Origin of the sequence: Paenibacillus sp. OAE614, assembly GCF_040546645.1 — a bacterium.
Lineage (GTDB): Bacteria > Bacillota > Bacilli > Paenibacillales > Paenibacillaceae > Paenibacillus_AQ > Paenibacillus_AQ favisporus.
The window spans coordinates 2346512-2367823 of record NZ_JBEPOD010000001.1 but is presented as its reverse complement, the minus strand read 5'-3'; the positions used below and the strand labels follow the sequence as shown (position 1 = coordinate 2367823).

20 protein-coding genes are annotated in these 21312 nt (G+C 52.9%); 4 read left to right on the top strand and 16 right to left on the bottom strand.

The window, feature by feature from the left end; genetic code table 11:
- Nucleotides 1-90: 90 nt before the first annotated feature.
- From ABIE48_RS11140 to ABIE48_RS11130, 3 genes are all read right to left on the bottom strand, one after another.
- Nucleotides 91-1821 (bottom strand): extracellular solute-binding protein, encoded by a 1731-nt coding sequence (locus tag ABIE48_RS11140; protein WP_145021034.1) that lies wholly within the window; start codon nt 1819-1821, stop codon nt 91-93.
- A gap of 119 nt (nt 1822-1940) precedes the next feature.
- Entirely contained in the window at nt 1941-3275 is a 1335-nt protein-coding gene (locus tag ABIE48_RS11135) for a response regulator transcription factor (protein ID WP_192714554.1), read from the bottom strand.
- A gap of 14 nt (nt 3276-3289) precedes the next feature.
- A complete protein-coding gene (locus ABIE48_RS11130) occupies nt 3290-5023 on the bottom strand; it encodes a histidine kinase (RefSeq protein ID WP_192714555.1) in 1734 nt (577 codons plus the stop codon).
- Nucleotides 5024-5316: 293 nt separating this feature from the next.
- Here ABIE48_RS11130 and ABIE48_RS11125 point away from each other — a divergent pair, with 293 nt between their 5' ends.
- The 3 genes from ABIE48_RS11125 (at nt 5317) to ABIE48_RS11115 (ending at nt 7883) form a co-directional block, all read left to right on the top strand.
- Nucleotides 5317-6366, top strand: coding sequence for a permease (locus tag ABIE48_RS11125; protein ID WP_192714556.1), 1050 nt, complete (start codon nt 5317-5319; stop codon nt 6364-6366).
- A 242-nt stretch (nt 6367-6608) separates the two neighbouring features.
- Nucleotides 6609-7490: a haloalkane dehalogenase gene (locus tag ABIE48_RS11120; protein ID WP_192714557.1), complete on the top strand. Its 882-nt coding sequence runs from the start codon at nt 6609-6611 to the stop codon at nt 7488-7490.
- A gap of 42 nt (nt 7491-7532) precedes the next feature.
- Nucleotides 7533-7883 carry a luciferase domain-containing protein gene (locus ABIE48_RS11115; RefSeq protein WP_483312651.1) on the top strand — a complete coding sequence of 117 codons (351 nt, stop codon included), beginning with the start codon at nt 7533-7535 and terminating at the stop codon, nt 7881-7883.
- Nucleotides 7884-7968: 85 nt separating this feature from the next.
- Here ABIE48_RS11115 and ABIE48_RS11110 read toward each other — a convergent pair whose 3' ends face one another.
- The 5 genes from ABIE48_RS11110 to ABIE48_RS11090 form a co-directional block, all read right to left on the bottom strand.
- Nucleotides 7969-8733, bottom strand: a complete 765-nt coding sequence (locus ABIE48_RS11110) for a glucose 1-dehydrogenase (RefSeq protein WP_192714558.1) — start codon at nt 8731-8733, stop codon at nt 7969-7971.
- Nucleotides 8734-8846: 113 nt separating this feature from the next.
- On the bottom strand, nt 8847-9686 hold the full coding sequence (locus tag ABIE48_RS11105; protein WP_192714559.1) for a MerR family transcriptional regulator: 840 nt from the start codon (nt 9684-9686) through the stop codon (nt 8847-8849).
- 180 nt (nt 9687-9866) lie between these two features.
- Entirely contained in the window at nt 9867-11384 is a 1518-nt protein-coding gene (locus ABIE48_RS11100) for an MDR family MFS transporter (RefSeq protein WP_244169231.1), read from the bottom strand.
- Nucleotides 11385-11525: 141 nt separating this feature from the next.
- Nucleotides 11526-12446 carry a helix-turn-helix transcriptional regulator gene (locus ABIE48_RS11095; RefSeq protein WP_145021053.1) on the bottom strand — a complete coding sequence of 307 codons (921 nt, stop codon included), beginning with the start codon at nt 12444-12446 and terminating at the stop codon, nt 11526-11528.
- A gap of 138 nt (nt 12447-12584) precedes the next feature.
- Nucleotides 12585-13790 carry a YhgE/Pip domain-containing protein gene (locus ABIE48_RS11090; protein ID WP_192715314.1) on the bottom strand — a complete coding sequence of 402 codons (1206 nt, stop codon included), beginning with the start codon at nt 13788-13790 and terminating at the stop codon, nt 12585-12587.
- A 186-nt stretch (nt 13791-13976) separates the two neighbouring features.
- On the opposite strand from ABIE48_RS11090, the gene ABIE48_RS11085 reads away from it, so the two are divergent.
- A complete protein-coding gene (locus tag ABIE48_RS11085) occupies nt 13977-14597 on the top strand; it encodes a TetR/AcrR family transcriptional regulator (protein WP_076167339.1) in 621 nt (206 codons plus the stop codon).
- On the opposite strand, the gene ABIE48_RS11080 is transcribed toward ABIE48_RS11085, so the two are convergent.
- The 8 genes from ABIE48_RS11080 to ABIE48_RS11045 form a co-directional block, all read right to left on the bottom strand.
- Nucleotides 14587-15405, bottom strand: a complete 819-nt coding sequence (locus tag ABIE48_RS11080; RefSeq protein ID WP_192714560.1) for a methyltransferase domain-containing protein — start codon at nt 15403-15405, stop codon at nt 14587-14589. The genes ABIE48_RS11085 and ABIE48_RS11080 overlap by 11 nt on opposite strands.
- 289 nt (nt 15406-15694) lie before the next feature.
- Nucleotides 15695-16219 carry a cysteine hydrolase family protein gene (locus ABIE48_RS11075; protein WP_192714561.1) on the bottom strand — a complete coding sequence of 175 codons (525 nt, stop codon included), beginning with the start codon at nt 16217-16219 and terminating at the stop codon, nt 15695-15697.
- Between the two features lie 108 nt (nt 16220-16327).
- Nucleotides 16328-17296 (bottom strand): acetylxylan esterase, encoded by a 969-nt coding sequence (locus ABIE48_RS11070; RefSeq protein ID WP_192714562.1) that lies wholly within the window; start codon nt 17294-17296, stop codon nt 16328-16330.
- A 251-nt stretch (nt 17297-17547) separates the two neighbouring features.
- Nucleotides 17548-17850, bottom strand: a complete 303-nt coding sequence (locus ABIE48_RS11065) for a YciI family protein (protein WP_192714563.1) — start codon at nt 17848-17850, stop codon at nt 17548-17550.
- Nucleotides 17851-17933: 83 nt separating this feature from the next.
- On the bottom strand, nt 17934-18416 hold the full coding sequence (locus tag ABIE48_RS11060; RefSeq protein ID WP_145023071.1) for a DinB family protein: 483 nt from the start codon (nt 18414-18416) through the stop codon (nt 17934-17936).
- A 193-nt stretch (nt 18417-18609) separates the two neighbouring features.
- Nucleotides 18610-19116, bottom strand: coding sequence for a hypothetical protein (locus ABIE48_RS11055; protein WP_192714564.1), 507 nt, complete (start codon nt 19114-19116; stop codon nt 18610-18612).
- A gap of 77 nt (nt 19117-19193) precedes the next feature.
- Nucleotides 19194-19475, bottom strand: coding sequence for a hypothetical protein (locus tag ABIE48_RS11050; protein ID WP_192714565.1), 282 nt, complete (start codon nt 19473-19475; stop codon nt 19194-19196).
- Nucleotides 19476-19732: 257 nt separating this feature from the next.
- Nucleotides 19733-21001 carry a S8 family peptidase gene (locus tag ABIE48_RS11045; RefSeq protein WP_186325881.1) on the bottom strand — a complete coding sequence of 423 codons (1269 nt, stop codon included), beginning with the start codon at nt 20999-21001 and terminating at the stop codon, nt 19733-19735.
- Nucleotides 21002-21312: the final 311 nt, after the last annotated feature.

Genomic DNA, 21312 nt, shown 5'->3' with positions numbered 1-21312 from the left:
TCGTAAACAGGAGGAATCGCCAGGACTAAAGCAGGCTCCTCCTCCCGTTTCACTTCATTTCAGGATTGCTAGCGGCAATCGCGAATCGAATTATTTTGCAGCCTGCTGACTGTACCAGTCGTTAACCTCTTTAGTAATTTGATCGCCGCCAAGGGATTTCCAGCTCTGAACGAACTTGTCGAAATCGTCCAGGGATCCGCCCAAAATGATCTTCGTAAACGCTTCCTGCATCAGCTTATCGAGCTGGGCGCCCTTTTCGACCTGCGTTTCCGTCGGCAATCCGAAGAACTCGTTGTTCACGAAAGCTCCGCTTTCCTTGATCTTCCGTGTCATCCCCCAACCGCCGTCTTTCGCCGCGCGGCTGAAGTATTGGCCCCAGTTTACGCCTTTGGAAGCATTAGCCGTGTTGCCTGCAAGGTAATCCTGAGCTGCTTTGAACACATCGGCCACATTTTTGTAGTTCTCGTCATCCAGCGTAATTTCGGTCTGCTTCGCATCGAGTGCCTTGTTGACTTCCGTGTAGATCGTATCGATCTGGGCCGGGTTATAGATCCGCGGATTAAACCAGTTATAGACATATCCGTTTTCCGCTTTGTTTTGTTCCATGTATTTCTTTTTGCCTTTTTCGATGTAGAAGTTGATCATTTTGATGGCAGCTTCCGGATTTTTCATTTTCTTGTTGACGGCATACACTTTTCCGCTCCGGATCTTAGGCACCAGCGATTTGCCCGGACCGTCCAGACCCGGAATTTGAATGGCGATCCACTCTGCTTTCGGGTCCTTGTCCACGTTCAGGTTCAGCGGATAGTTCGGATACCACCATTCCCCGTACACGATGCCGACTTTGCCTGCCGTAATGTCTTCGACAGCCTTGTTTTCGTCCTTCAAAGCGAACTCTTTGTCCAAAATGCCGTCTTTGTACCAGGATTGCAGCTTGCCAAGCGCATTCTTCACTTCCGGTTGAATCAAGCCGGGAATCAGCTTGCCGCTGCTGTCCTTGATCCAGGCGGATTGATTGTCGCCAATCGACGGATACGCCCCGAAGCCATTAAAGAAGCCTCGCAGATCATAAGCCCAGAAGAACAGATTTTTTTGCAGCGATACGCCGTACGTATCGTTTTGTCCGTTTTGATCCGGGTCGTTCTCAACAAATGCCTTCGCGACCTTATCCAGGTCATCCATCGTCGCAGGCGGCTGCAGTTTCAGGTTGTCGAGCCAGTCTTTACGAAGCCATAGCAGCTGCGTCGACAGGAACGGGTCCTCGAATGCAGGGATACCGAGCAGCTTACCGTCTTCGGAGAACGTCTTCATGGCAAAGCCGCCGTCGGACTCCATGTATTTCTTCAATTCCGGCGAAGCGTAATCGTTGTAAGCTGCGGTCAAATCAGCAAGCATGCCCTGCTTCTTCAGCTTTTCGAAGTTTTTCTGGTCCAGCTCCATAATGTCCGGCAGGTCGGCCGAAGCCATCGCGAGCGAGAATTTTTGCTCGAATTGGCTGGATGGAACGGTCCACTTGTACTTGACCTCGATGTTTAACATGTCTTTCAGATCTTTGAGGTAAGCATTTTGGTCAGGCGTAATGCCTTTCGGTGTCCGCGGGTCCTCTGGCGGGTTATAACCGAGCACCTCCGTTACGGTTACCGTTTCAGGGTATTTGCCAAGCGGCTCGGGCGGTGCGTCTGTGCTCTTGGTTTCTTCCTTGGATGCCGGTTCTGCGGCAGAGTTTGCCGACGAATCGTTCCCCTGGCTCGAGCATGCCGTGAATAACGAAAGAGAAATCGTGGCGAGCAAAAGCAATTTCCATGGCTTGTGTAATTTCATATTGATGGCCTTCCCCCTTTGTATGCTGTCATCTTGTTATCGCTTCACGTCATCATTATAGATTCCGAAGGAAAGCGCTATCAATTTTGAGTTTTTTACTTTGCTTTCACTTTTTTTACTTATTTGGAGTTCCGGTATTCCTGGGGAGCAACCCCCATCTTTTTCTTAAAAAAGGTCGTGAAATAGGAATGTGAATCGAAGCCGACCCGGGCGGCGATTTCGATTAACTTAAGATTGGTGTGCTGCATCAGATGAAGCGCGCATTCCAGTTTTTTCGACTGGATGTAATCCTGCAAATTTTGTCCGGTCATCTGTTTGTAGTAACGCGACAAGTAAGACGGATTGAAATGGACATGCTCCGCGATCGCGGTCAGGGACACATCACCGGACAGATGGTGCTGGATGAAGCTCTGAATCTGGTTGATCACCCAGGATTTCATGTCTTCCTGCTTCATTTGCCCGGAGTCCGGCGAAAATTCTTGATGGGCCTGCTCAATATCAATCACGATCATCCTGTGGCCGAACGAGACTCGGGACTCCAGTGCACCGAGCAGCGCGCTGTATTGGTCGCGGATCGTCTCCCAGCCCTTGCTCAAATCGCCGGAAACGCCGAATGACACGGATGCGCCAAGCAGGCCTTCGCATTCATTTTGCACCAGTTCCAGGATCCCCTTCATATACGCAATGAATCCCTTCCAAGCCTGTGCCTCCGGATCAGGGTGAAGGAAACGGCCGAGCAGTTCCGATTGCGGCTGAAGCAGCCACACAACGATATGTTCATCCGATATGGAGGACTCACAGGTGATCGAGTCAGGCAGGTTATTATGAAACGCCCTTTGCACGGATTCCAGCGCTTCCTGCGGTTTCATATCCTCCGGGTTGTCGATCCTGCCGATGACTAAAAATGCCGGTTCTTCCGCGTTCAGCCGGAAATCCAGCTCCTCGTACCGGGGATCGGCCAGAAGCGAAGCTGCAGGTTCCCCCTTCAGCATCCTTCTGATGCGTTCATTTTTCAAGACGGGAGCGGCGATTTGAAAATGCATGCTGGCCTTTTCTTCCCGGATTCTGCGGCTGTTCTCCTCGTCAAGCTTTTGGCAGGCTTCCCCAACGGCCCGAAAAATCGGGTCGATACCCTCGGTTTTTAATATGTAATTGTCCGCACTCTTCCGCAGCGCAGCCTGCACGTAATCGAATTCGCTGTAACCGGTCAGAAAAATGATCCTGCAGTGCGGCCAATAATAAGCAATTTCGTCGACCAGCTGCAGTCCGGTTTTTTGGGGCATCCGGATATCGCTGACCAAAATGTCGAGCTTCATCTTCTTGGCGATGCTCAGCGCCTGAGCGGCTGAATAGGCTTTACATACATCGAGTTCGAATTCCGTATTTTCCTGAAAAAGCTGAATCAGCCCGTTTACGATAACCGGCTCGTCATCCACGATCAACAATCGGTACATGATGCTGCCTCCTTTTATGCCTCTGATATAATGGTCAGGTTGATTTTTAAGCCGCCATGCATGCTTCTTGACGCCGTTAAGCCGCTCTCCGGCCCGTACTTGAGCTTGAGGCGATTATTGACGTTGATCAAACCCGTGTTCTCGATCGATTTTGAATCCCTGGCGAGCTTGGTGTTCAACTGTTCGATCATGGCATCGGTAGCCAAATTCCCGTTATCTTCGACCGTCACGCACAGTTTCCCTTCCCGGTATTCCGTCCGGATGTAGACCTTTCCCTCCATCATGCCGTCTTCAAAGGCGTGCTCAAACACATTTTCCACGATGGGCTGAATGATCAGCCGCGGCACCGTGATTGTAGCGGGGACTTCCGTCTGCTCTTCGTATTCGAAATGAACCCGATTGGAAAAACGGATGCATTGAATATCGCAATAATCAAGCGCGTGACGGTATTCTTTATCGAAAGGCACCTCGTCCGCACCGCTTCTCGTAATGTACTGGTAATAGCTGCCGAGACGCTGGGAGAGCTCAGCAGCGCTGTCCGAATCGCCTACTTTGCACATCATGTAAATATTAAAAAAGCTGTTGTACAGAAAATGCGGATTGATCTGGGACTGAAGCTGCTTCAGCTGGGAGCGCTGCAGCGCTATTTTTTGCTCATAGTTATCCTCGATCGAATTTTTGAGCTTGCGTGCCATATTGTTAAAGCTGTTGAAGACGTAATGGAACTCATCCTTCGTTTTGGATTCGATCATAATGTTCAGATTGTCGGTCTCAATCATATGAAACGCCTTGACCAGTTTGGATAAGGGCCTGTGGATCATTAGATTGACGGAAAAAGAGTACAGGATCATCACGATGATCGCGATGATGAACAGGGTGTAGAACCATGTAATAAATTGGCTCAACGGGCGCGTGATCTCATTTTGATTCACATACATGATAAGCGATAAATGCAGCGAACTGACGTCATTGGGTGTAATAAAATAGTTCACGCCGTGCATCTTCCGCATCACAGGCATACTCGAATTATGCAGGCTTTCATCATCAAAAAGCCCCAAAACCGCAGCGGACTCCCCCTGCTCCTGCGCTGTCGTCAGAACGGTTCCCGCCTCTTTATCCCCGAGCAGCACTTCGGATTGCGGATACAAATTGGCGATTTCCCTCAAAGCCTCCAGCAGCTTGGGTCTGGAAATCTCGATATAAGACCAGACCGAGCCGTTATTTTCCGTTTCGATGAAAAAAATCCGGCTTCCGCTCCTATAGAACGATGGTTTGGGCGTAACGGCCATGAGCGACGAGATCAGCTTCAGTTCCTCATTGGGCGTATTGGTCACACCCGAGTCCGTAGAAATCGTTTTGCCGATGGCTTCGACGTACACGCCCGCATTCACGACATATTCGCTGGAAACGGTCAGTGTCGCAAGCCGGTCCCGGACCTGATCGATCAGCTCCACCTCTTCATAATTTTCCAGCATGCTGCCCCGGAAGCTGAGCTTCTGCAGATCTTTGTCATTTAACAGCTGAAGCTGCAGGTTTCGGATAAAGTACATTTCTTTATCGAGCTGTTTGCTGTAGAAGGACGCACCTGCCAAAGATGAGTTCAAAATCGCATCCTTGGTGATGGACATCCCCTTATAGTTAAGCCAGATATTCATCGAAATGAGTGGAAGCAAAAATAAAATAAAAACGATGACGATTTTCTGATACACGTACCACCGTGATGCTTTTCCTGCAGATTGCAGCTTCATGCTCTACCCCCGTTAGTCCAATGTCGCCGATAAGCATGCCATCAGCATACTCAAAAAACTTACTTTTTTCGATAAAATTCTCGCTTTTTCCCCTGAACAATAATTCAGCAAAAACAGTCCACATCCTTCTCCGGTTCCCCTTCGGGATGATAAATGTCCTCCGTCCGGCCAAACCTGCGGACCTTTACCCCGTTTTGTCCTGTTTTATGATATAATGGATTGCTTGCAACTTAGGTTGATATGCAGGAATGGCTTCATCTCACATTTTAAATACGCTTGGAGGATAGATCGCCATGTCACCCGCTAGTCCAAATATTCATCGTCAGAATCACAGAAAAACGATTTGGCTCGTGGTTCTGTTTATTCTTATCGCCGCCATCGGCTTGTCTTATGTCAAATGGTGGCCGTACTATCAAAAAGCATTTAAAGCCGCAGCCGAGCACAGCATCGGATCGTCCATTCTAGGAGCGGGCGGATCGGCGCCTTCCTGGCACTCGGCGGTTTCCTATGCGGAGACGTACTTCAAGTCGGTATGGAAAGCGGCCGTTCTCGGCATTCTGCTTGGTTCGCTGGTCCAGGTGCTGCTGCCTGTCCAGTGGCTGTATAAGCTGCTTGGCAAAGCGACGTTTAAGAGCACCCTGATCGGCGGGGTCGCCTCCCTGCCCGGCATGATGTGCACCTGCTGTGCCGCCCCGATTGCGAGCGGCCTGCGCAAGCGCAACGTGTCCGTCGGGGCGGCGCTCGCTTTCTGGCTTGGCAACCCGCTGCTGAATCCGGCAACGCTTATCTTCATGGCTTTCGTGCTGTCCTGGAAATTCACATTGCTGCGCATTATTCTGGGACTGGCCCTGACGTTCGGCGTGAGCTACTTCGCGAACCGCTTTGCCGGTTCCTCCGAAGTGCCGGAACCGCTGGAGGAAGCAACGGTCGTCAAGGAAACGGACCGCGGACCTTTCCTGGTCCGCTGGGCCAAGAGCCTCGGCTTGATGATTCTGAGCGTCGTTCCGGCATATCTGATTGCCGTCCTGCTGCTGGGTGCTTTCCAGTCCACCCTGTTCCCGGTATGGGTTGGGGGCGGGATCGCTGCCATTATCCTGTTCGCCGTTGTCGGCACGCTGTTTGTCATTCCGACGGCTGCCGAAATTCCGATCATCCAGTCCTTTCTGTCCTTGGGCGTTGGTTCGGGCCCAGCCGCTGCGCTCCTCGTGACGCTCCCGGCAGTCAGCCTGCCGTCCATGCTGATCGTGGCCAAGTCGTTCCCGCGGAAAGTGCTGCTGTTCGTGTTCGGCGCGGTCATCGTGACCGGACTAATCAGCGGCCTGCTGGGCGCGTGGCTGCTGTAATTGCGGTGAAACGCATATAAATCAAAGCAATCCATCCACAGGAATTTTGTGGGTGGATTGCTTTTTTCTTTGGGCTGGATAAATGAATGGGAGGCAAAGAAAAATTAAGGCTTTTTTTAGTTGACTACTCAACTTAATTGCGTTATCATTTTCGTAGACTAAGTTTACAAGTCAACTGAATAAAAACAAAATGCACACTCGATGCCCCACAGCAGCGGTGTGAGCAGAAGGGTGAGATACGTATGGTTAGCGGAGCATTTCCTTACGAAAAAAAGCGTCAACGGGTTTATGATTTAGAGATGGCTTATGTAGAGGTCGGCAGTGGTGATCCGATCGTTTTCCTGCATGGTAACCCTTCCTCCTCTTATCTATGGCGCAACATTATTCCTTACGCACAAAACGCCGGGCGCTGCATTGCACCCGATTTAGTCGGGATGGGAGATTCCGATAAACTGCCGGTTAGCGGTCCGGGCGCCTACACCTTCGCCCAGCACCGGGAATACCTCGACGAGCTTCTTAACAAACTTGGGATTCATAAGAAGATCACCTTCGTCGTACACGACTGGGGCTCCGCTTTGGGATTTGATTGGGCGCGGCGGCATCCTGGCGCTGTGAACGGTATCGTGTATATGGAAGCGATCATCAAATCCAGCAGCTGGAGCGAGATGCCGGAACAAGGGCGTAACATTTTTCAAGCACTGCGGTCTGAAAAAGGTGAACAGATGGTCCTGGAACAAAACTCCTTCTTGAATGTCAATCTCCCCGTTAATGTCATTCGTCAGTTAGCGAAGGAAGAGCTCGAGCAGTATCACCGCCCCTTTGTCGAACCAGGGGAAGGTCGTCGTCCGATGCTCTCCTGGGCCAGGCAGCTACCTTTTGACGACGGGTCAACGACGGAGGTGAATGAAATTGTCGCGGCTTATGGCCACTGGTTGGCACACAGCCCCGTCCCAAAATTATTCATCCATGCCGAACCAGGAAGGACTTCGCAATCCCAATTGGATTTTTGCCGCAGTTGGCCCGAGCAGACCGAAGTGACGGTGCCAGGGCTTCATTACCCGATGGAAGATGCCCCCGATATGGTTGGGGAGGCCCTTGCCTCTTGGTTGAAAAGGCTGAAATAGAACTTGGACTAAATCTGCTTGTGGAGAGGAGAACTTGATCAGATGACCATTTCTCGAAGGGAAGTCCTATCGGATGAATTGCTGTCATGGGCAGGTGTAACGGTTAACCCCCACCGATTCGGCGGAATTGAGTTTCTTTATGGGGGAAAAGAAATAGGTCATTTACATGGGGACCATCTGATTGATCTGCTCTTGCCCAAATCGAAACGGGATGACGTGGTAGCCTCTGGTCTTGCCAACCCGCATCATATGTTCCCTCATTCGGGTTGGGTATCTATTCATTTGAAGTCTGAAAGGGACATGACCAACGCAGTTGAACTTTTGCGCTTCAAGTATGAATATCTGGTGAAAAAGATAGATGGTTCCAGCTTTGTAAAAGAAACAAGCGGCTAACGAATCCAGCCGCTTGTTTCTTTTGAGGTTCTGGGTTGTTTGTGGCAACCATGGTGCCGAACGGAAAACGATGACCGCGGGTCACTTATAAATGCGAGCCTCCGGTCGCATCGAGCATTTGCCCCGTCACCCAACGGCTGTCCGGTGAAGCCAGGAAAGCGACGGCATCTGCGACGTCCGCGGCCTCTCCGATTCGTCCAAGAGCGGACATTTCCGCCGCTCCCTGACGGGCTTCCGGCGTGTTCAGCCAAGACGCGTTCACATCGGTGTCGATAATGCCGGGAAGCACGGCATTGACGGTAATGCTGCGCGGACCCAACAGCTTCGCAAGGTGCAGCGTAAAGGTGTTCACCGCCCCCTTGGTCATGTTGTAGGACATGATATGCGGAAATGCGATGCGGGTCACGCCTGAAGAAATATTGATAATCCGTCCTCCGTCCCGCAGCCGATCCATCGACTGCTGCACGAGAAAGAACGGCGCTTTCACATTCACGGCAAACACCTCGTCGAAGTCTGCCTCCGTTGTTTCTTCCATCGTTTTCGATGTTCCGATACCGGCATTGTTCACCAGAATGTCATACTGGCGGCTGCCTGTCCGCCGGGTCAGTTCGGCATCCAGTGATTCAAGCAGACGATGGACACCTTGGATATCCTGAAGATCGGCACCGATGGCAAACGCCCGGCCTCCCTGTTCCTCAATCATCTGTACGACCTCGTCCGCTGCATCCCTGCGGCTGCCGTAGTGGACCGCAACAAGCGCACCTTCAGAGGCAAGACGCAGTGCAATGCCCCTTCCTATCCCCCGGCTGCCTCCGGTCACGAGAGCTGTTTTTCCTTCCAATCTTTTCATCCCTGCTCACTCCTTCTTCTCTTCTGTGGTTTGTAAACCCACTGTACACCCTCCCCTTAAGGGGAGAGTCAACACCTGGAGTGAGCCTTTGTCTAAAAATAACGAATCAAGAGCTAAAGAGTACCGCGCAGCGGGAGGAAGACTTCGGACCTGCGGAATTTTCCGTACATGTCTCGTTCGGCGGCAATATAGACTTCACGGACCGGCTCACCGGGTAACGGTTCATATCCCTGCGAAGCGGCCCATTCCATGACATGCGCTGCTGCAGGACAGTGGGCGGCATAGGGGTTGCAGTCATGAATCAGAGATGCGGCGGTTTCATAGCCGGGCAGCTCTACAATGCGGACGCGACCGCGCTCTGGCGTCGGTTCCTCAAGAGGAAATGCCACTTCGATGTCAATGACTTCCCTTTCGCCGTTCCCGCCCGCGTCATGCCAGAGAAGAATCAACGGTCCGTCCGCTGTTCCGCAGCCGTTAGCCATGACATAGTCCCTGACCTCATTAACCAGCAGGCAGAGGTCCTGCCGCGGGATCGTATCCCTGACCGAGGCGGCCCATTGCGGCTGCAGCTCGCGGAGCGTTACGGCTTCGGATCCATCCACCGCAGCCGCCCCGACTTGTTCCAGCCGCTGCATTCTCCGGTCGATTTCTTCCAGCTGACGCTGTGCTTCCTCGATGGCGGTCTCCAGATCAGCCCGCTTCATTGCGAGTGTATCCGCAGCCGTACCGGGCGTTCCCTCCTCCTGAAGCAGCGGAGCGATCTGCTCCAGTGTCAGCCCAAGCTCTTTAAAAGCACGGATGCGTTCCACCGTCAGCAAGTTATCGGCGGAATAATACCGATAGCCGGAACTCTCATCCACAGCGGACGGTTTCAGAATCCCCAGCTCATCGTAATAACGCAGCGTTTTGATCGATATCCCGCTCATTTTGGCAAAAGCGCTGATTTTAAACATGTTCTTCCGTTCCCTTCTGAGGTATGATCTCAGCTTCATTGTATGGAGGTACAGCATCTGCGTCAATTAGGGATTAGCAAACACTTAACTACTCTGAACTACCCCAAAAAAAGACTGCAGTCCAGGGCATCCATGATGCCTCAAGATTGCAGCCGTGGTGATCTTAGCCCAAGTTTTTACTTAGTGAACCGGAGAATATTCCTTCCCTTCGCCGCCTGCGGGAGCAACCTCCGCCGTATGATCCAGCTTCTTACTGCCCATAAACAGTGCCGCAAGCAGGGCCAGAATCGCAGGCACGCAGGCCCATGCGAACGTCTGGACGATTGAAGAAGCGAGCATCTCGGAAATGTTATGCAGCACTTCAGGCGGAATGAGCGAGCGTGTCTCCGGAGCCAGCAGCGCATGCGGGTCCTTGATATCGAGCCCCGCCGGCATTGCCGCTGCTCCTCCCGCGTTTGCTGCGCCAGCCCCCGCAGAGCCGAACCTTTTCGTCATTTCATGTGTAAACGAATGGCTCTGAATCAATCCGAAAGTCGTGATCCCGATGGTCATGCCGAGCGAGCGCAGGAAGTTCAGCGTCGAGCTCGCCGTTCCCCTTTGGCGGTAGTCCAAACCATGAATGGCTGCGTTTCCGAGCACCGAAAACGACGCGCCGATTCCAAGCCCGATCAGAATCATATAGATCGTTACGATCAGCCGGGTCGAGTTCACCGATAAGGTGGCGACCAACGCCGTGCCGACCAGGAATAACAGCAGCGTCGGAATCAAAATGTTCCGGTACGGCATTTTGTTCATCAGACTGCCGCCCAGCGTCGCCGTGACGACCGAGCCGACCATCATCGGCAGCAGCACCAGCCCTGAGTTGGTGGCTGAACCGCCCAGCACACCCTGGATAAAAATCGGGATGTACACCGAAGCCGCGATAAACGCCGCCCCGCTGAACAGCCCGACCAGGACGCTGGTAGCGTACAGCCGGTTTTTAAACAATCCGAACGAAATAACCGGCTCTTTCGCTTTGGTCTCGGCATACAGGAAGGCGATCAGCAGCACCGCAAATCCTCCGAACAAGGAGAGGATCTCCCAGGAATCCCAGGCGATTTCCTTGCCGCCCAGCTCCAGGGCGAACATGAGGCAGATGACCGCTCCCAGCAGCGTAAAGGCGCCGAACCAGTCGATCGGCTGCTTGGAATGCTCATGCGACTCCTTGTAGAAGAACGCCACCATGATGAAGGCGATGACGCCCAACGGCAGGTTGATGTAGAAAATCCACTCCCAGGCGATATGATCCGTTATGTACGCCCCGAGAAGCGGTCCGAAAATGCTGGACATGCCGAACACGGCGCCGAACAAACCGCCGAGGCTGCCGCGCTTCTCCAGCGGGACCGCATCGAACATGATCGTAAACGCGATCGGGACCAGCGCTCCGCCGCCAATACCCTGAACCGCCCGGTACAAGGCCAGTTCCGTGATCGTGGTCGCCGTGCCGCACAGCGCAGACCCCAGCATGAACAGAATAATCCCGAAGACAAAAAACTTTTTGCGGCCGTACATATCCGACAGCTTTCCGAAGATCGGCATCCCGGCCATTTCCGCCACCATGTAGGCCGAGGTGACCCATACAAACTTATCCATGCCGCCGAGCTCACCCACGATATTTCCCATGGCCGTGGCGACGATGGTGTTATCCATCGAGGCCATCAGGATGCCCAGCAGCAGGCCGGCGATGACGACCGGAAGACTGCTTTTTTGTGCAGGTTTCACGTTCTCAAACACTCCTTTAATTTCTGATTTCTCTGTAACCGATTCTGAGTGTAAACAAAAAAGTATGACAACAGTATGTCATACTTCTGAGTATTTCCGAATCATTTTTTTTAATTTGGCGTGGACAACCTCCCGAAGCTCCGTGGGCTCCTTCACCTCGGCCCCGTCGCCGAAGCTGAGCAGCATCGGGATGAGCCACTGCGTTCGCTCCATATGCTCCAGGGTAATGCTAAGCAGGAACGAGCCGTCGTCGAGATACGTTTTCTCCGCTCCATAGAAATAGTCCATCGCTCTCGCCAGGCAGTCGGCGGAAAAATGAATTACCGCATGCACCGGGTTTCCTTGGTTGTGCAGCTGCTTAAACGTCACTTCCTCGGGAGCCGCATGCTTGTGCTTCGTAAAATGCTCGCCCATCGCCTGCAGGTCAGCCATCCGGGACAGCCGGAATTTCCGGTAATCCTGGCGGTCCCGGCAGTAGGCGAACAGGTACCAGACGTCGTACTCGTAAATCAGCCGCACCGGCTCCACGACGCGCTCGGTCTTCTCGTTTCTGGCGTTGATATATTTGAAGCGCACGACACAGCATTCCGTGATCGCCGCCCGCAGCAGCCGCAGGGAGTCATTATACAGCTGCCGGCTCGCTAGGTTCATCGACAACACCGGCGAATCCTTTTCGTGCTGGATGGTCTTCAGCTTTTGAATCGTTTCGGCCGCCTTTTCGTCCTCGAACACGGTCGACATGCTGGAGAGCAGCGTCACGAGCGACCCGACGTCATACGAACCGAGCAGGCTTTTTTCCATTTTATAATCCTTGATGATGCCGAAACCGCCCTTGACCCCTTGGTAAGACACCACTGGAATGCCAGCCGCGCAGATGACATCGATATCCCGGTATATGGTCCGCTGCGAAACGTTGTACTTCTCGGCCAGCGCCGACGCGGTAATAATTTCGTGATTCAGCAGCATGTAAATCATCGATATGATGCGTTCGAGCTTCAATGCGTTTTCCTCCTGCACCTGTTCGCCGCCGTTCTTCAAACGGTTAGCAGTTCTCTACGCCTCATTATAATTTACAGTACTTCTTCAGCGCAAAACTATTTAGCAGGATAAGCGCGATTTTTGCACGGGCCGCCTTCATTACGCCTCCACAGTCTGTGTCTCGACGGTACCTCTTGCTGTTTGCCGGTTTTGCCGAGCCTTCAGAGCCGAGCCGAGCAGAACAACCAGACTAACCGCGGCAATGCCGGTTAACACGGCAGTCGAATGATTCCAATCCAGGCCCCGGCCGAAGAAGAACATTTCACGCAGCCCTTCCACCATAAACCGCATCGGCAGCCAAGGGAACACGTAGTCGCGGTAGAACGATCCCATCATCTCGGCTGGAAGGCTCAGCAGGGGAGCCCCAAAGAAGAGCAGCAGGACAAACAGCACCATCGACTTGAGCCCTGCCCAGGACAGCACGGCGGAGATCATCAGAAAAAAGGCAAAGTAGCATAGTGACAAAAATATCGCAGTAGCCGTTCCGTCCGGAATATGGAGTCCCCAGCTCCCGGCAAACCAGGTCAGGCCGAACCCGGCAATAAGTGCCAGAACAGCTCCCGCGACGGTCTGGACTACTCGGGCAGCGAGCAGAGATCGGCGGTAGGCGAAGTTCAGCTTGCTGATGACGAGATAGAATATAACCCCGCCCAAGATGCTGCCCATCCAGATCGGCTGGAATAACGACACCGGCGCGTTGCCGTTCGCCGTATGGGTGCCTGTCTCATGGACATTTTTTACGTCCTTCGCAATAGGCGCCGCCAGCACGGATGCCTGCTGCACCGTAACCTTGCCGCTCTGCTTACCGGCTGCAGCCAGCAGGTCAGCGCGGATCTTCGCATTCATCGTGTCGACGATTTGGTTGAGCAACTGACCAGCCATGGTGGAAGCCGAAGCGCTCATGCCTTGGTTCACGTAAATGCGCAGCTGAGGCTGCACCGGTTGTTCCGTGAGCAGCGTCGCTTGATTCTGGCTGAAATCGGCCGGAACCACCAGCGCGGCATAATATTTCTGTTCATCCAGACCGGACATCGCTTCCTTTTCCGTGTTTACATGAACCCATTCAATCGCCGGTCCATCTGCTGAAGCCGTGGATGAAGTCTGCTGTTTGATCATACCGGTCAGCGTTTCTCCCATATTCGTCGCGGTTCCGTTCGGCAGCGTCACGCCTTGATCCTCGCTGACCAATGCGATCGGCAGGCGGACCGGGGTCGGATTTATGGTCGGAATCATCGCCAAACTAAACACAAATATAACGGCGGCTACGATCAGCGGCAGTACCCACACCAGCTTTTGCTTCATCAAAGTCATTTCACTCATCACTCCTATGCCTTTATAGTTTGTTCAAGATAATGAACATCGCGTTGATTATCTCGGGCAAACTCATTATAATAAGAGCGCATAGACGGTTCAATAAACAATAATCCGGAATGTGCGCATTACTCGACACATTCTTTTAAAGTGTCTACCTCGGATTCAAGGAGTGATCACATGGACGGAAACACAGACCGGCGGATCGTGCGGACGCGGCTGGTCATCCGCGATGCGCTGACGGAGCTGATTGAGGAGAAGGGCTTTGAAGCCGTATCTGTAAAGGATATTACGACTCGGGCGAATATTAACCGGGGAACGTTTTATTTGCATTACCGTGACAAATTCGACCTGCTCGAGCAGAGCGAAGCTGAAGTGATTGAGGGGATCATCGCGATCATTACGAAGGCGACGTCAGAGGATCTGGAAACGTACCGGGAAACCGGCATTTCGGTCTCCCTGATCGTTACCGTGTTCGAATATATCGAGGAGCATGCGGCTTTTCTCAAAGCCATATTGGGGCCAAAGGGAGACGTGTCTTTCCAATCGCAGCTGAAAGCGATGTTCCGGAAAAATCTGCTGGAGAAAAATTTATCGCCGCTGATCCGCAAAGAGAACCTGCAGGTCCCTGCCGAATACTTCCTGTCATATGTGTCTTCCGCCCATCTCGGCATTATCCAGCAGTGGCTGATGAGCGGAAGACAGGAAACGCCGGCAGAGATGGCACGCATTCTGTCGCTGCTCACGTTCCGGGGTCCTTTCTTTGCCGCAGGCATAGCCGTATCGGATCCTAAGGCTTGACGCCAACCACGGTAAGCATGTACATCGTTATGGATTCAGCATCAGACTGAACCCATTGCCGGTACTCCCGCTCCGCGCGCTCATATTCCCCGCGTGTTATGAATCCATCGCGTTCTATCTGCGGCCCCCGGCTGGAAGCGGTATCCGCCCACAGGCCAGACCGCTGCGCATAATCGGGATCATCCTGCCGCACCTCTTCATGGCAGGGCGTGGCCTTGACCTGTGCAAGTCCTGCCTGCTGCAATAAGTCCGGGAGATCGTCCGCAATCCGGTTGTTCAGGCCGGCATCCTCCCGCCAGTTCAGATACGCGGAATAGAACGCGAGCATGCTGGCAGGCGGCGTCGGCGACCAGGCGATTTTCTCGTGATTATAGTCGGCAATGACAACCCTTCCGCCGGGCTTTACCGCCTTGACCATTGCATTAAGCGCCGTTAACGGATCGGGGAGCCAGACCATGAGCCTTGAGCAGGTGACGATATCAAACCCAGGACAATCCTCCATTGCTTCCTCAAGCGAATAGATATCGCCTTCCGTAAACGATAGCCCGGGAACTTTTCCATGCGCTTGCTGCGCCTGCTTAATCAAACGGGGGTTTTGATCCACCCCGACTACGCTGCCTTCCGGACCTACGGCTTCCGCGATGCCGCGGGTAATGGCTCCCGTGCCGCATCCAACATCAAGGACCGACATGCCCTTCGTTAACATTCCTTGCAGGATGGGATGCGATAATGCCAGCGTTCTGGCCTGAAGAACATTCGTCAGTTTGCCGGATAATTCGGTACGCCGGGTCATCGGCTCATTATTCATTTGCTGCCGCCTCCTTTTAACCGGATGATTGGGTTCTGATTAAGCTTACACAAAGGATTGTTATAGTTCTAATATATAAATCGTATAGATATAATAGTTTTTAACTATAAAAACCATCATCCACGGCATCCGATCAGGAAAGCTGGAGGCTTCCCTTCCCCATTATTCATGCGCCGCAACAGAAAAAAGAGCCTCGTTGTCATCAACGTGGGCTCCTTCCCAACCATACCCTAAACTTTATAAGTGCTGACTGTTTTATTCCAACCGGGCAACCGGGATCAGGACTTCCTTAGAACGCAATGGCTGCCGCTGGCTGAACCTTCGCAAAATCACGGAACATCCCGTTGTATTCCTCGATAATCTCCCGGGCGGTCCTGCCGCCTTGGTCATACGTCGTGTGGGCGTCTTCAACAACCACCACCTCGTAGCCTAGCTGTCCAGCGCGCTTGCTGGTAGCTTCAACGCACATGTCGGTTTGAATTCCCGACACGATCAGCCTCTGCACGCCAAGCGAATTCAGCTTCTCCTGCAGGTCCGTCTCATGAAACCCGTCGGGCGTAAATTTCTGTACGACGATCTCCCCTTCGGCAGAAGCGATTCGGGACTGAATCTGCCATGCAAAGCTGTTCGGCTCCAGCTGCTCGCCCGGTTCTTCGTTATGCTGAATGTACACGACAGGTACACCGCTTGAGCGCGCCTCTGTGATAAGACCTTGGATCTTGTCCAACAAAGATTCGCCGTCAAAAACGGGATATTCCGGTACAAACATGCCTTCCTGCACGTCAATGACCAATAATGCGGTACCGCTGCTCATTTTTGCTTTCTCCTTCCAGAATGGAATTCATTGGCTCTGTGTTCATTCCGCATGCTGTCTTGAAATCATCATACCGGAACATATGTTCCTGGTCAATGCGAAATTATGCTATGCCGTGAACCACTCTGGGTAATGCTCCCGCAAATACCGCAGCTTAACCTCGGTCTGGCCTGCCCCGCCGCCTTCATGTCCGTTGAACGGATAGATGACGATGTCCTTGTCGCTTTGAATCCGGTTATAGGTCGCGAAATACATCTGGGGAGGACAGGTTTCGTCCTTGAGTCCAACACTGGCCAGTACCCGGCACGCGATACGATCGGCCATATTCATCGTGTCAAAATAGCTCAGGTTGTCCATTACAAGATCCGTCTGCTCCGGGTGGCGGTTTAAGTACTCGGCTACCGCAGCAAAAGCTCCGTGGTTGCCTTCGATCCGGCAGACGAGATTGCTGTTGCTCGGCACGTCAACCATCGCCAGCACAGGACGGTCGTCCAGGGCGGATACCGCCGTCCCAAGCGCACCGCCTTGGCTGCCGCCCTCGATCACGATTTTTGAAGCGTCGATATCCGCTTGAGCGCAGGCAAAATCGATCGCCTTCAGCGCATCCATGTATGCATACCGGTAATAATATTCCCACTTGTTATGTACGCCTTTGCTGGCCACGTTCGCCACATATCCGTGCGAGTATGAAGCGCTGTTGCCGGTCCGTCCGCCTTGGTCACGGCAGTCTACCGACAATACAGCCATCCCCATCATCACCCAGTGCATCAGCTCGGAAGGCTTGCCCCTGCTGCCGGTAAAACCATGGTAATGAATCAGGCAGGGATATTTCTCTTTGTTCTCAAAATCGGGAACGATCAGCCAGCCGTAAATTCTCGTCTCATCCATTCCGCAATACGAAACGTCGTATACCTTCACGTGCCGCGCCGGATATTCGATCAGCGTACGCTCCGGGTCCAGCGGGACCTCCTTGGCCTGCATGATGGTCGTCTCCCAAAACTCGTCGAAATCGTCTTTCTTGGTGAGAGGGGGAAGGTAACTGTACAGTTCCTTCGACACCTCGTCCGTGTAGCCCATCGGTTTCATCCTCCTTCATAACAAGCAGTATACCGGATATGCCCCGTATTTGCACCGATATTTGCCTCGGTCCTCCGATAAGAATATTGGCAGCTCCGGGCTATCCCAAAGGACAGAATCAGCTTCTGCTCCACATTCCCTGGAGACGTTGTTTAGGCACGTCAAATTCACCGCAACACGAAAAAACCGTGAATTCTACCGTCATACGCGGATAGAAACACGGTTTGCCCGCACGCTCTCCAGCTTGCTTATCACGCCTCTGGCTCACCCATCAGCCAGCGGTTTGACTCATTCGCTTCCGTAAACTCCTTAATGTCGTAGGAGGCATAGTAACGCTCCTTAATAAAAGGATCCTGCATGACCCAGTCCTCAACCTCTTCGGCGCTGCGTCCGCTGAAGACCATCACCGCACCGTCCCCGTCTGTAAAAGGTCCGCATAACCGCAGACAGCCTAACCGGCTCATCGCCTCAAGATGCTGAACATGCTGCTCTAGTAAATCAGTGCCGAGACTCCCGGTTTGTTTCTTCCTTAATAACACCAGAAAGCTTCTCATAAAGTCCCCTCCATCCGAATGTACGTTCTTGTTCTATTATAACGGATGGTGACGAGGGATCCATAGTTTGTAGAAAGCGGCAGTTATGCTTGACGATTCATCAAGCCCCGGCCGATCAAATTGGCGGAGACGGGCTTGATCCCGAGTTCCCTGGACCAGACGGACAGCTGCCCGACATGGTGAATCTCGTGAGCGATCATATGCCGGACCACTTCGCCCCATCGGTCCTCAACTGGGTGGCCGTCCGGATGGACATCGCGGAATACGTTGTATTCCCAAGCATCATTCCAGGAGTAAACAAACTCCTCTACTTCAGGCTTGAACGATTCCTGCAGTTTCAGCACCTTGTCCAGACTGCGGTACCCATCAAAGCTCTCCTGAAAATCAGGCTTTCCCTGCAGGCAGCGAACCCAGCTCCATTCCACGTCGACGATATGAAACAGGGTGTGCAGAATTCCGCCTACTCCGCCTGTGCGCGTGCGAAGCAGCTCCTCCGCCGGCACGCTCTCACACCAGCGGAACCAATCTTCGCGAACCTGCCAATTATATTGGAATAACGTTTTAATAAGCAATCTCCTCCGCAGCTTGTCGTATCGGAATTTGTCTTGGTCTTTCGCGCCTAAACGGCTATTTCATTTACTCATATAGCGCGCGGGAGCACAATGGAAAATTAAAATATACCCGTTTTATACCGCTGCCTTTCAAGTAGAACGAAAGATTATATCTTGGTTTGTTGAAGAGGTGTTGAACCACAGGTCACTACTGCCCGGGCTTGTCATGTACCTCGATGACGATGCTTCCACTTGCTTTCCCGTCGATGTATGCGTCCAGCTTCCATAATCCTTTGGCCGGCAGATTCAAATAGCCAACAGATTCGACGTACTCCCGCGGCTCCTTCACAGGATCGTCATTCTGGATTTGCGTCTTCCCTTCAAAAGCCGTCGCCTGCTCTCCCGTCTCCCGGCTTGTTCCGATGACTTTCACTTCTTTATCCAGCAGCCGCCCGGTTTCTTCCGGCGTGTCACCCCAAAAGTGGAGGAGCTGCTTGTTGCTCGAATTCGCTTGTACTAAGCCGTCTACGATGGCAAATCTGTCTTTGCTTCCCTTGAGCCCATATGGCACCGGATTCCCATCAGATCCGGATTTGGAAATCGTAAACGAGGGGCTCTGCTGCCAATCTTCCGATCCCCCTGCTGTCTCTTTCTTAACTTCGCTGCAGCCGGACAGCAGGAAGACAAACAAAAACGTTGCCCATATCCATCGCAAAATACATTCCTCCTTATTTTTGAGTCAGGGGCTGGATAAAGGGATTTTCTCGTAAACCTTCTGCCCGCCGCTCCATTTTAACCGGATATTTTTTTCTCCAGTGATCGGACCTGGTCTTTCAGTTCCCGAATCTCCCGGTATAGGTCCTTGTAAGCAGAATAAACGAAGGATCCGATTACCATCAGCAGTAAGCCTGCGGTGGGAAGGAGAAGTTTCAGGCAGTACCATACAATATAATACGCATCGGGCGTATCTGATCTCGTCGTTCTGGGGATCCAGAGTGCCAGTCCCGAGAGAAGGAGCATCAGCCCCGCGGTCATGGAACAGGCATAGAGGATCCGGTATTTACTAGTTTCCATTCCACTGCTCCTTTCACAGCTCCATCCCTTACTATATACCATATTTTTCAAATAAAGTCTGCCTTTACCCATGATCCAAAAAGCACATAGTCCGCCCCAACCATCTACAGGTTAGCCATAAATCAAACCCAAAGCCTATCCATTCAGGACTCCCCTGCTGCCCACCGTGCCGCTGCGGCAATCCAATGGTGGATGAACCATTCATCCAACACCCCGGCTAACCATGAAAAAGGAGCAGGCATCCCGCCTGCTCCTTCTTACCGTTTGCTCTGTCCGGAAGGGATAAACAGCACCCGCCGGGACGCAGACTTTGCCTTCTTCAAGCGCCGCGTCTTGCTTGGGAACCGGCTTCCTGAAGCAATCGCCGCGGGTATGACCGCTGCGGGTGCGACCTGCAGCAGTCCGGCGCCTACCGCCTGCCTGCCACCCGGAATCTGAAGCGCACTGGCTTCGAAACGGCGTTTAATTTCGGCCGGTCTCATCCTGGGGAACAGCGCCTTTAACAACGCGGCTCCCCCCGTCACATGAGGAGCCGACATCGATGTTCCCGACATCTTGCCGTACGTGCCTCCGGGCAGGGTCGACAAAATATCGACGCCCGGCGCCGCGACGGAAATGCCGTTCCCCCGGCTCGAAAAATCGGCGACCCGGTTCGCTCGATCCGTAGCTGCAACGGCGATGGTCTCAGGATAGCGGGCCGGGGCGTCGATCAGCGGGCTGAACATCGTCCCCTCGTTTCCCGCGGACGCCGAAATGACGGCCCCCTGCTTGGCTGCCCGTTTAATGGCATCCTGCAGCGCCTTGTTATTGCCTGATCCGGTCAGCCCGAAACTCATGTTCATCACTTTGATTCCCCGTTTGAGGCACCAGTCGATCCCTTCCACAATGTCGGAAACAAAGCCGTTTCCGTTTTGGTCCAGCACCTTCACGGCGAACAGCTTGACTTTGGGCGCGTTGCCGAAAATTTTTTGCCGTCCGGTGGCTGCCGCGATTCCGGCCACATGCGTGCCGTGGCCGTTATCATCCTGAAACGATCCGCCGGTAATCGTGTTTACACCGCCCGCGATACACAGATCCGGATGTTTGGCGATGCCCGTGTCGATGATGGCCACCTTTACTCCTCGGCCCATCGTCCGGTTCCACAGCTCGGGCGACTTCACCCTGCTTACATTCCAGGGAATTTTGGCCGTGTCCACCAATGCGCTTTTCTTGGTGGCCTTGTTCGCACCGCCGCGTTTGGCGGCGGCCGCAGGCTTGATCGCGTGCGCCTTCACTTTCGCGTCCCGCTGGACATAGGCGACACAGGGATGCTGTTTTATTTTTTCCATATCCGTGGAGCGATGAAAATGGCAGCAGATCAGCCGGTGGCTGTCCACGGCCTTCACCGGTTTGATTCCATTTGCGTTGAGTATATCAAGGCACTGCCGGTAATCCTGCTGCGTTTTGAACACGACGATCTGACGACTTGTTGTTTTGCTAGGACGGCTTACGGCCGTTTTTTTCAATAACTTCTCCAGCTGCTTCACTGTATGCACCTCATTTGGAGGATGTATTCCTGATAGAATATGTGACATCGCCCGCATTGGTGTGCCTTTGCCCTGCTGCCTCAGCGCTAGCCCAGGAATAACCCAAACCGCCCGGAAGAGTCATCAAATTAGCGCTCATGCATGCTGGGCCTGGAGCAATCGTTGAACATAAAAAAAGCCCCCGTCCTTCCTACGCAGCATTGGCGTAAGATAGACTGAGGGGCGTCACCGTTCTCAGATGCTTTGTTCTATCATTTTAATATAAAAAGCTATCTCATTGCTGATCTGTTTATTCGTTACCTCTTTGCGAT

Excerpts from the sequence above, each read along its gene's own strand:
- ABIE48_RS11120 (WP_192714557.1), top strand. The coding sequence starts at position 6,609 with ATGGTTAGCGGAGCATTTCCTTACGAAAAAAAGCGTCAACGGGTTTAT.
- ABIE48_RS11085 (WP_076167339.1), top strand. The coding sequence starts at position 13,977 with ATGGACGGAAACACAGACCGGCGGATCGTGCGGACGCGGCTGGTCATC.
- ABIE48_RS11075 (WP_192714561.1), bottom strand. The coding sequence starts at position 16,219 with ATGAGCAGCGGTACCGCATTATTGGTCATTGACGTGCAGGAAGGCATG.
- ABIE48_RS11115 (WP_483312651.1), top strand. The coding sequence starts at position 7,533 with ATGACCATTTCTCGAAGGGAAGTCCTATCGGATGAATTGCTGTCATGG.
- ABIE48_RS11065 (WP_192714563.1), bottom strand. The coding sequence starts at position 17,850 with ATGAGAAGCTTTCTGGTGTTATTAAGGAAGAAACAAACCGGGAGTCTC.
- ABIE48_RS11050 (WP_192714565.1), bottom strand. The coding sequence starts at position 19,475 with ATGGAAACTAGTAAATACCGGATCCTCTATGCCTGTTCCATGACCGCG.
- ABIE48_RS11135 (WP_192714554.1), bottom strand. The coding sequence starts at position 3,275 with ATGTACCGATTGTTGATCGTGGATGACGAGCCGGTTATCGTAAACGGG.
- ABIE48_RS11100 (WP_244169231.1), bottom strand. The coding sequence starts at position 11,384 with ATGGCCTCGATGGATAACACCATCGTCGCCACGGCCATGGGAAATATC.
- ABIE48_RS11125 (WP_192714556.1), top strand. The coding sequence starts at position 5,317 with ATGTCACCCGCTAGTCCAAATATTCATCGTCAGAATCACAGAAAAACG.
- ABIE48_RS11130 (WP_192714555.1), bottom strand. The coding sequence starts at position 5,023 with ATGAAGCTGCAATCTGCAGGAAAAGCATCACGGTGGTACGTGTATCAG.
- ABIE48_RS11105 (WP_192714559.1), bottom strand. The coding sequence starts at position 9,686 with ATGTTTAAAATCAGCGCTTTTGCCAAAATGAGCGGGATATCGATCAAA.
- ABIE48_RS11070 (WP_192714562.1), bottom strand. The coding sequence starts at position 17,296 with ATGGGCTACACGGACGAGGTGTCGAAGGAACTGTACAGTTACCTTCCC.
- ABIE48_RS11110 (WP_192714558.1), bottom strand. The coding sequence starts at position 8,733 with ATGAAAAGATTGGAAGGAAAAACAGCTCTCGTGACCGGAGGCAGCCGG.
- ABIE48_RS11140 (WP_145021034.1), bottom strand. The coding sequence starts at position 1,821 with ATGAAATTACACAAGCCATGGAAATTGCTTTTGCTCGCCACGATTTCT.
- ABIE48_RS11080 (WP_192714560.1), bottom strand. The coding sequence starts at position 15,405 with ATGAATAATGAGCCGATGACCCGGCGTACCGAATTATCCGGCAAACTG.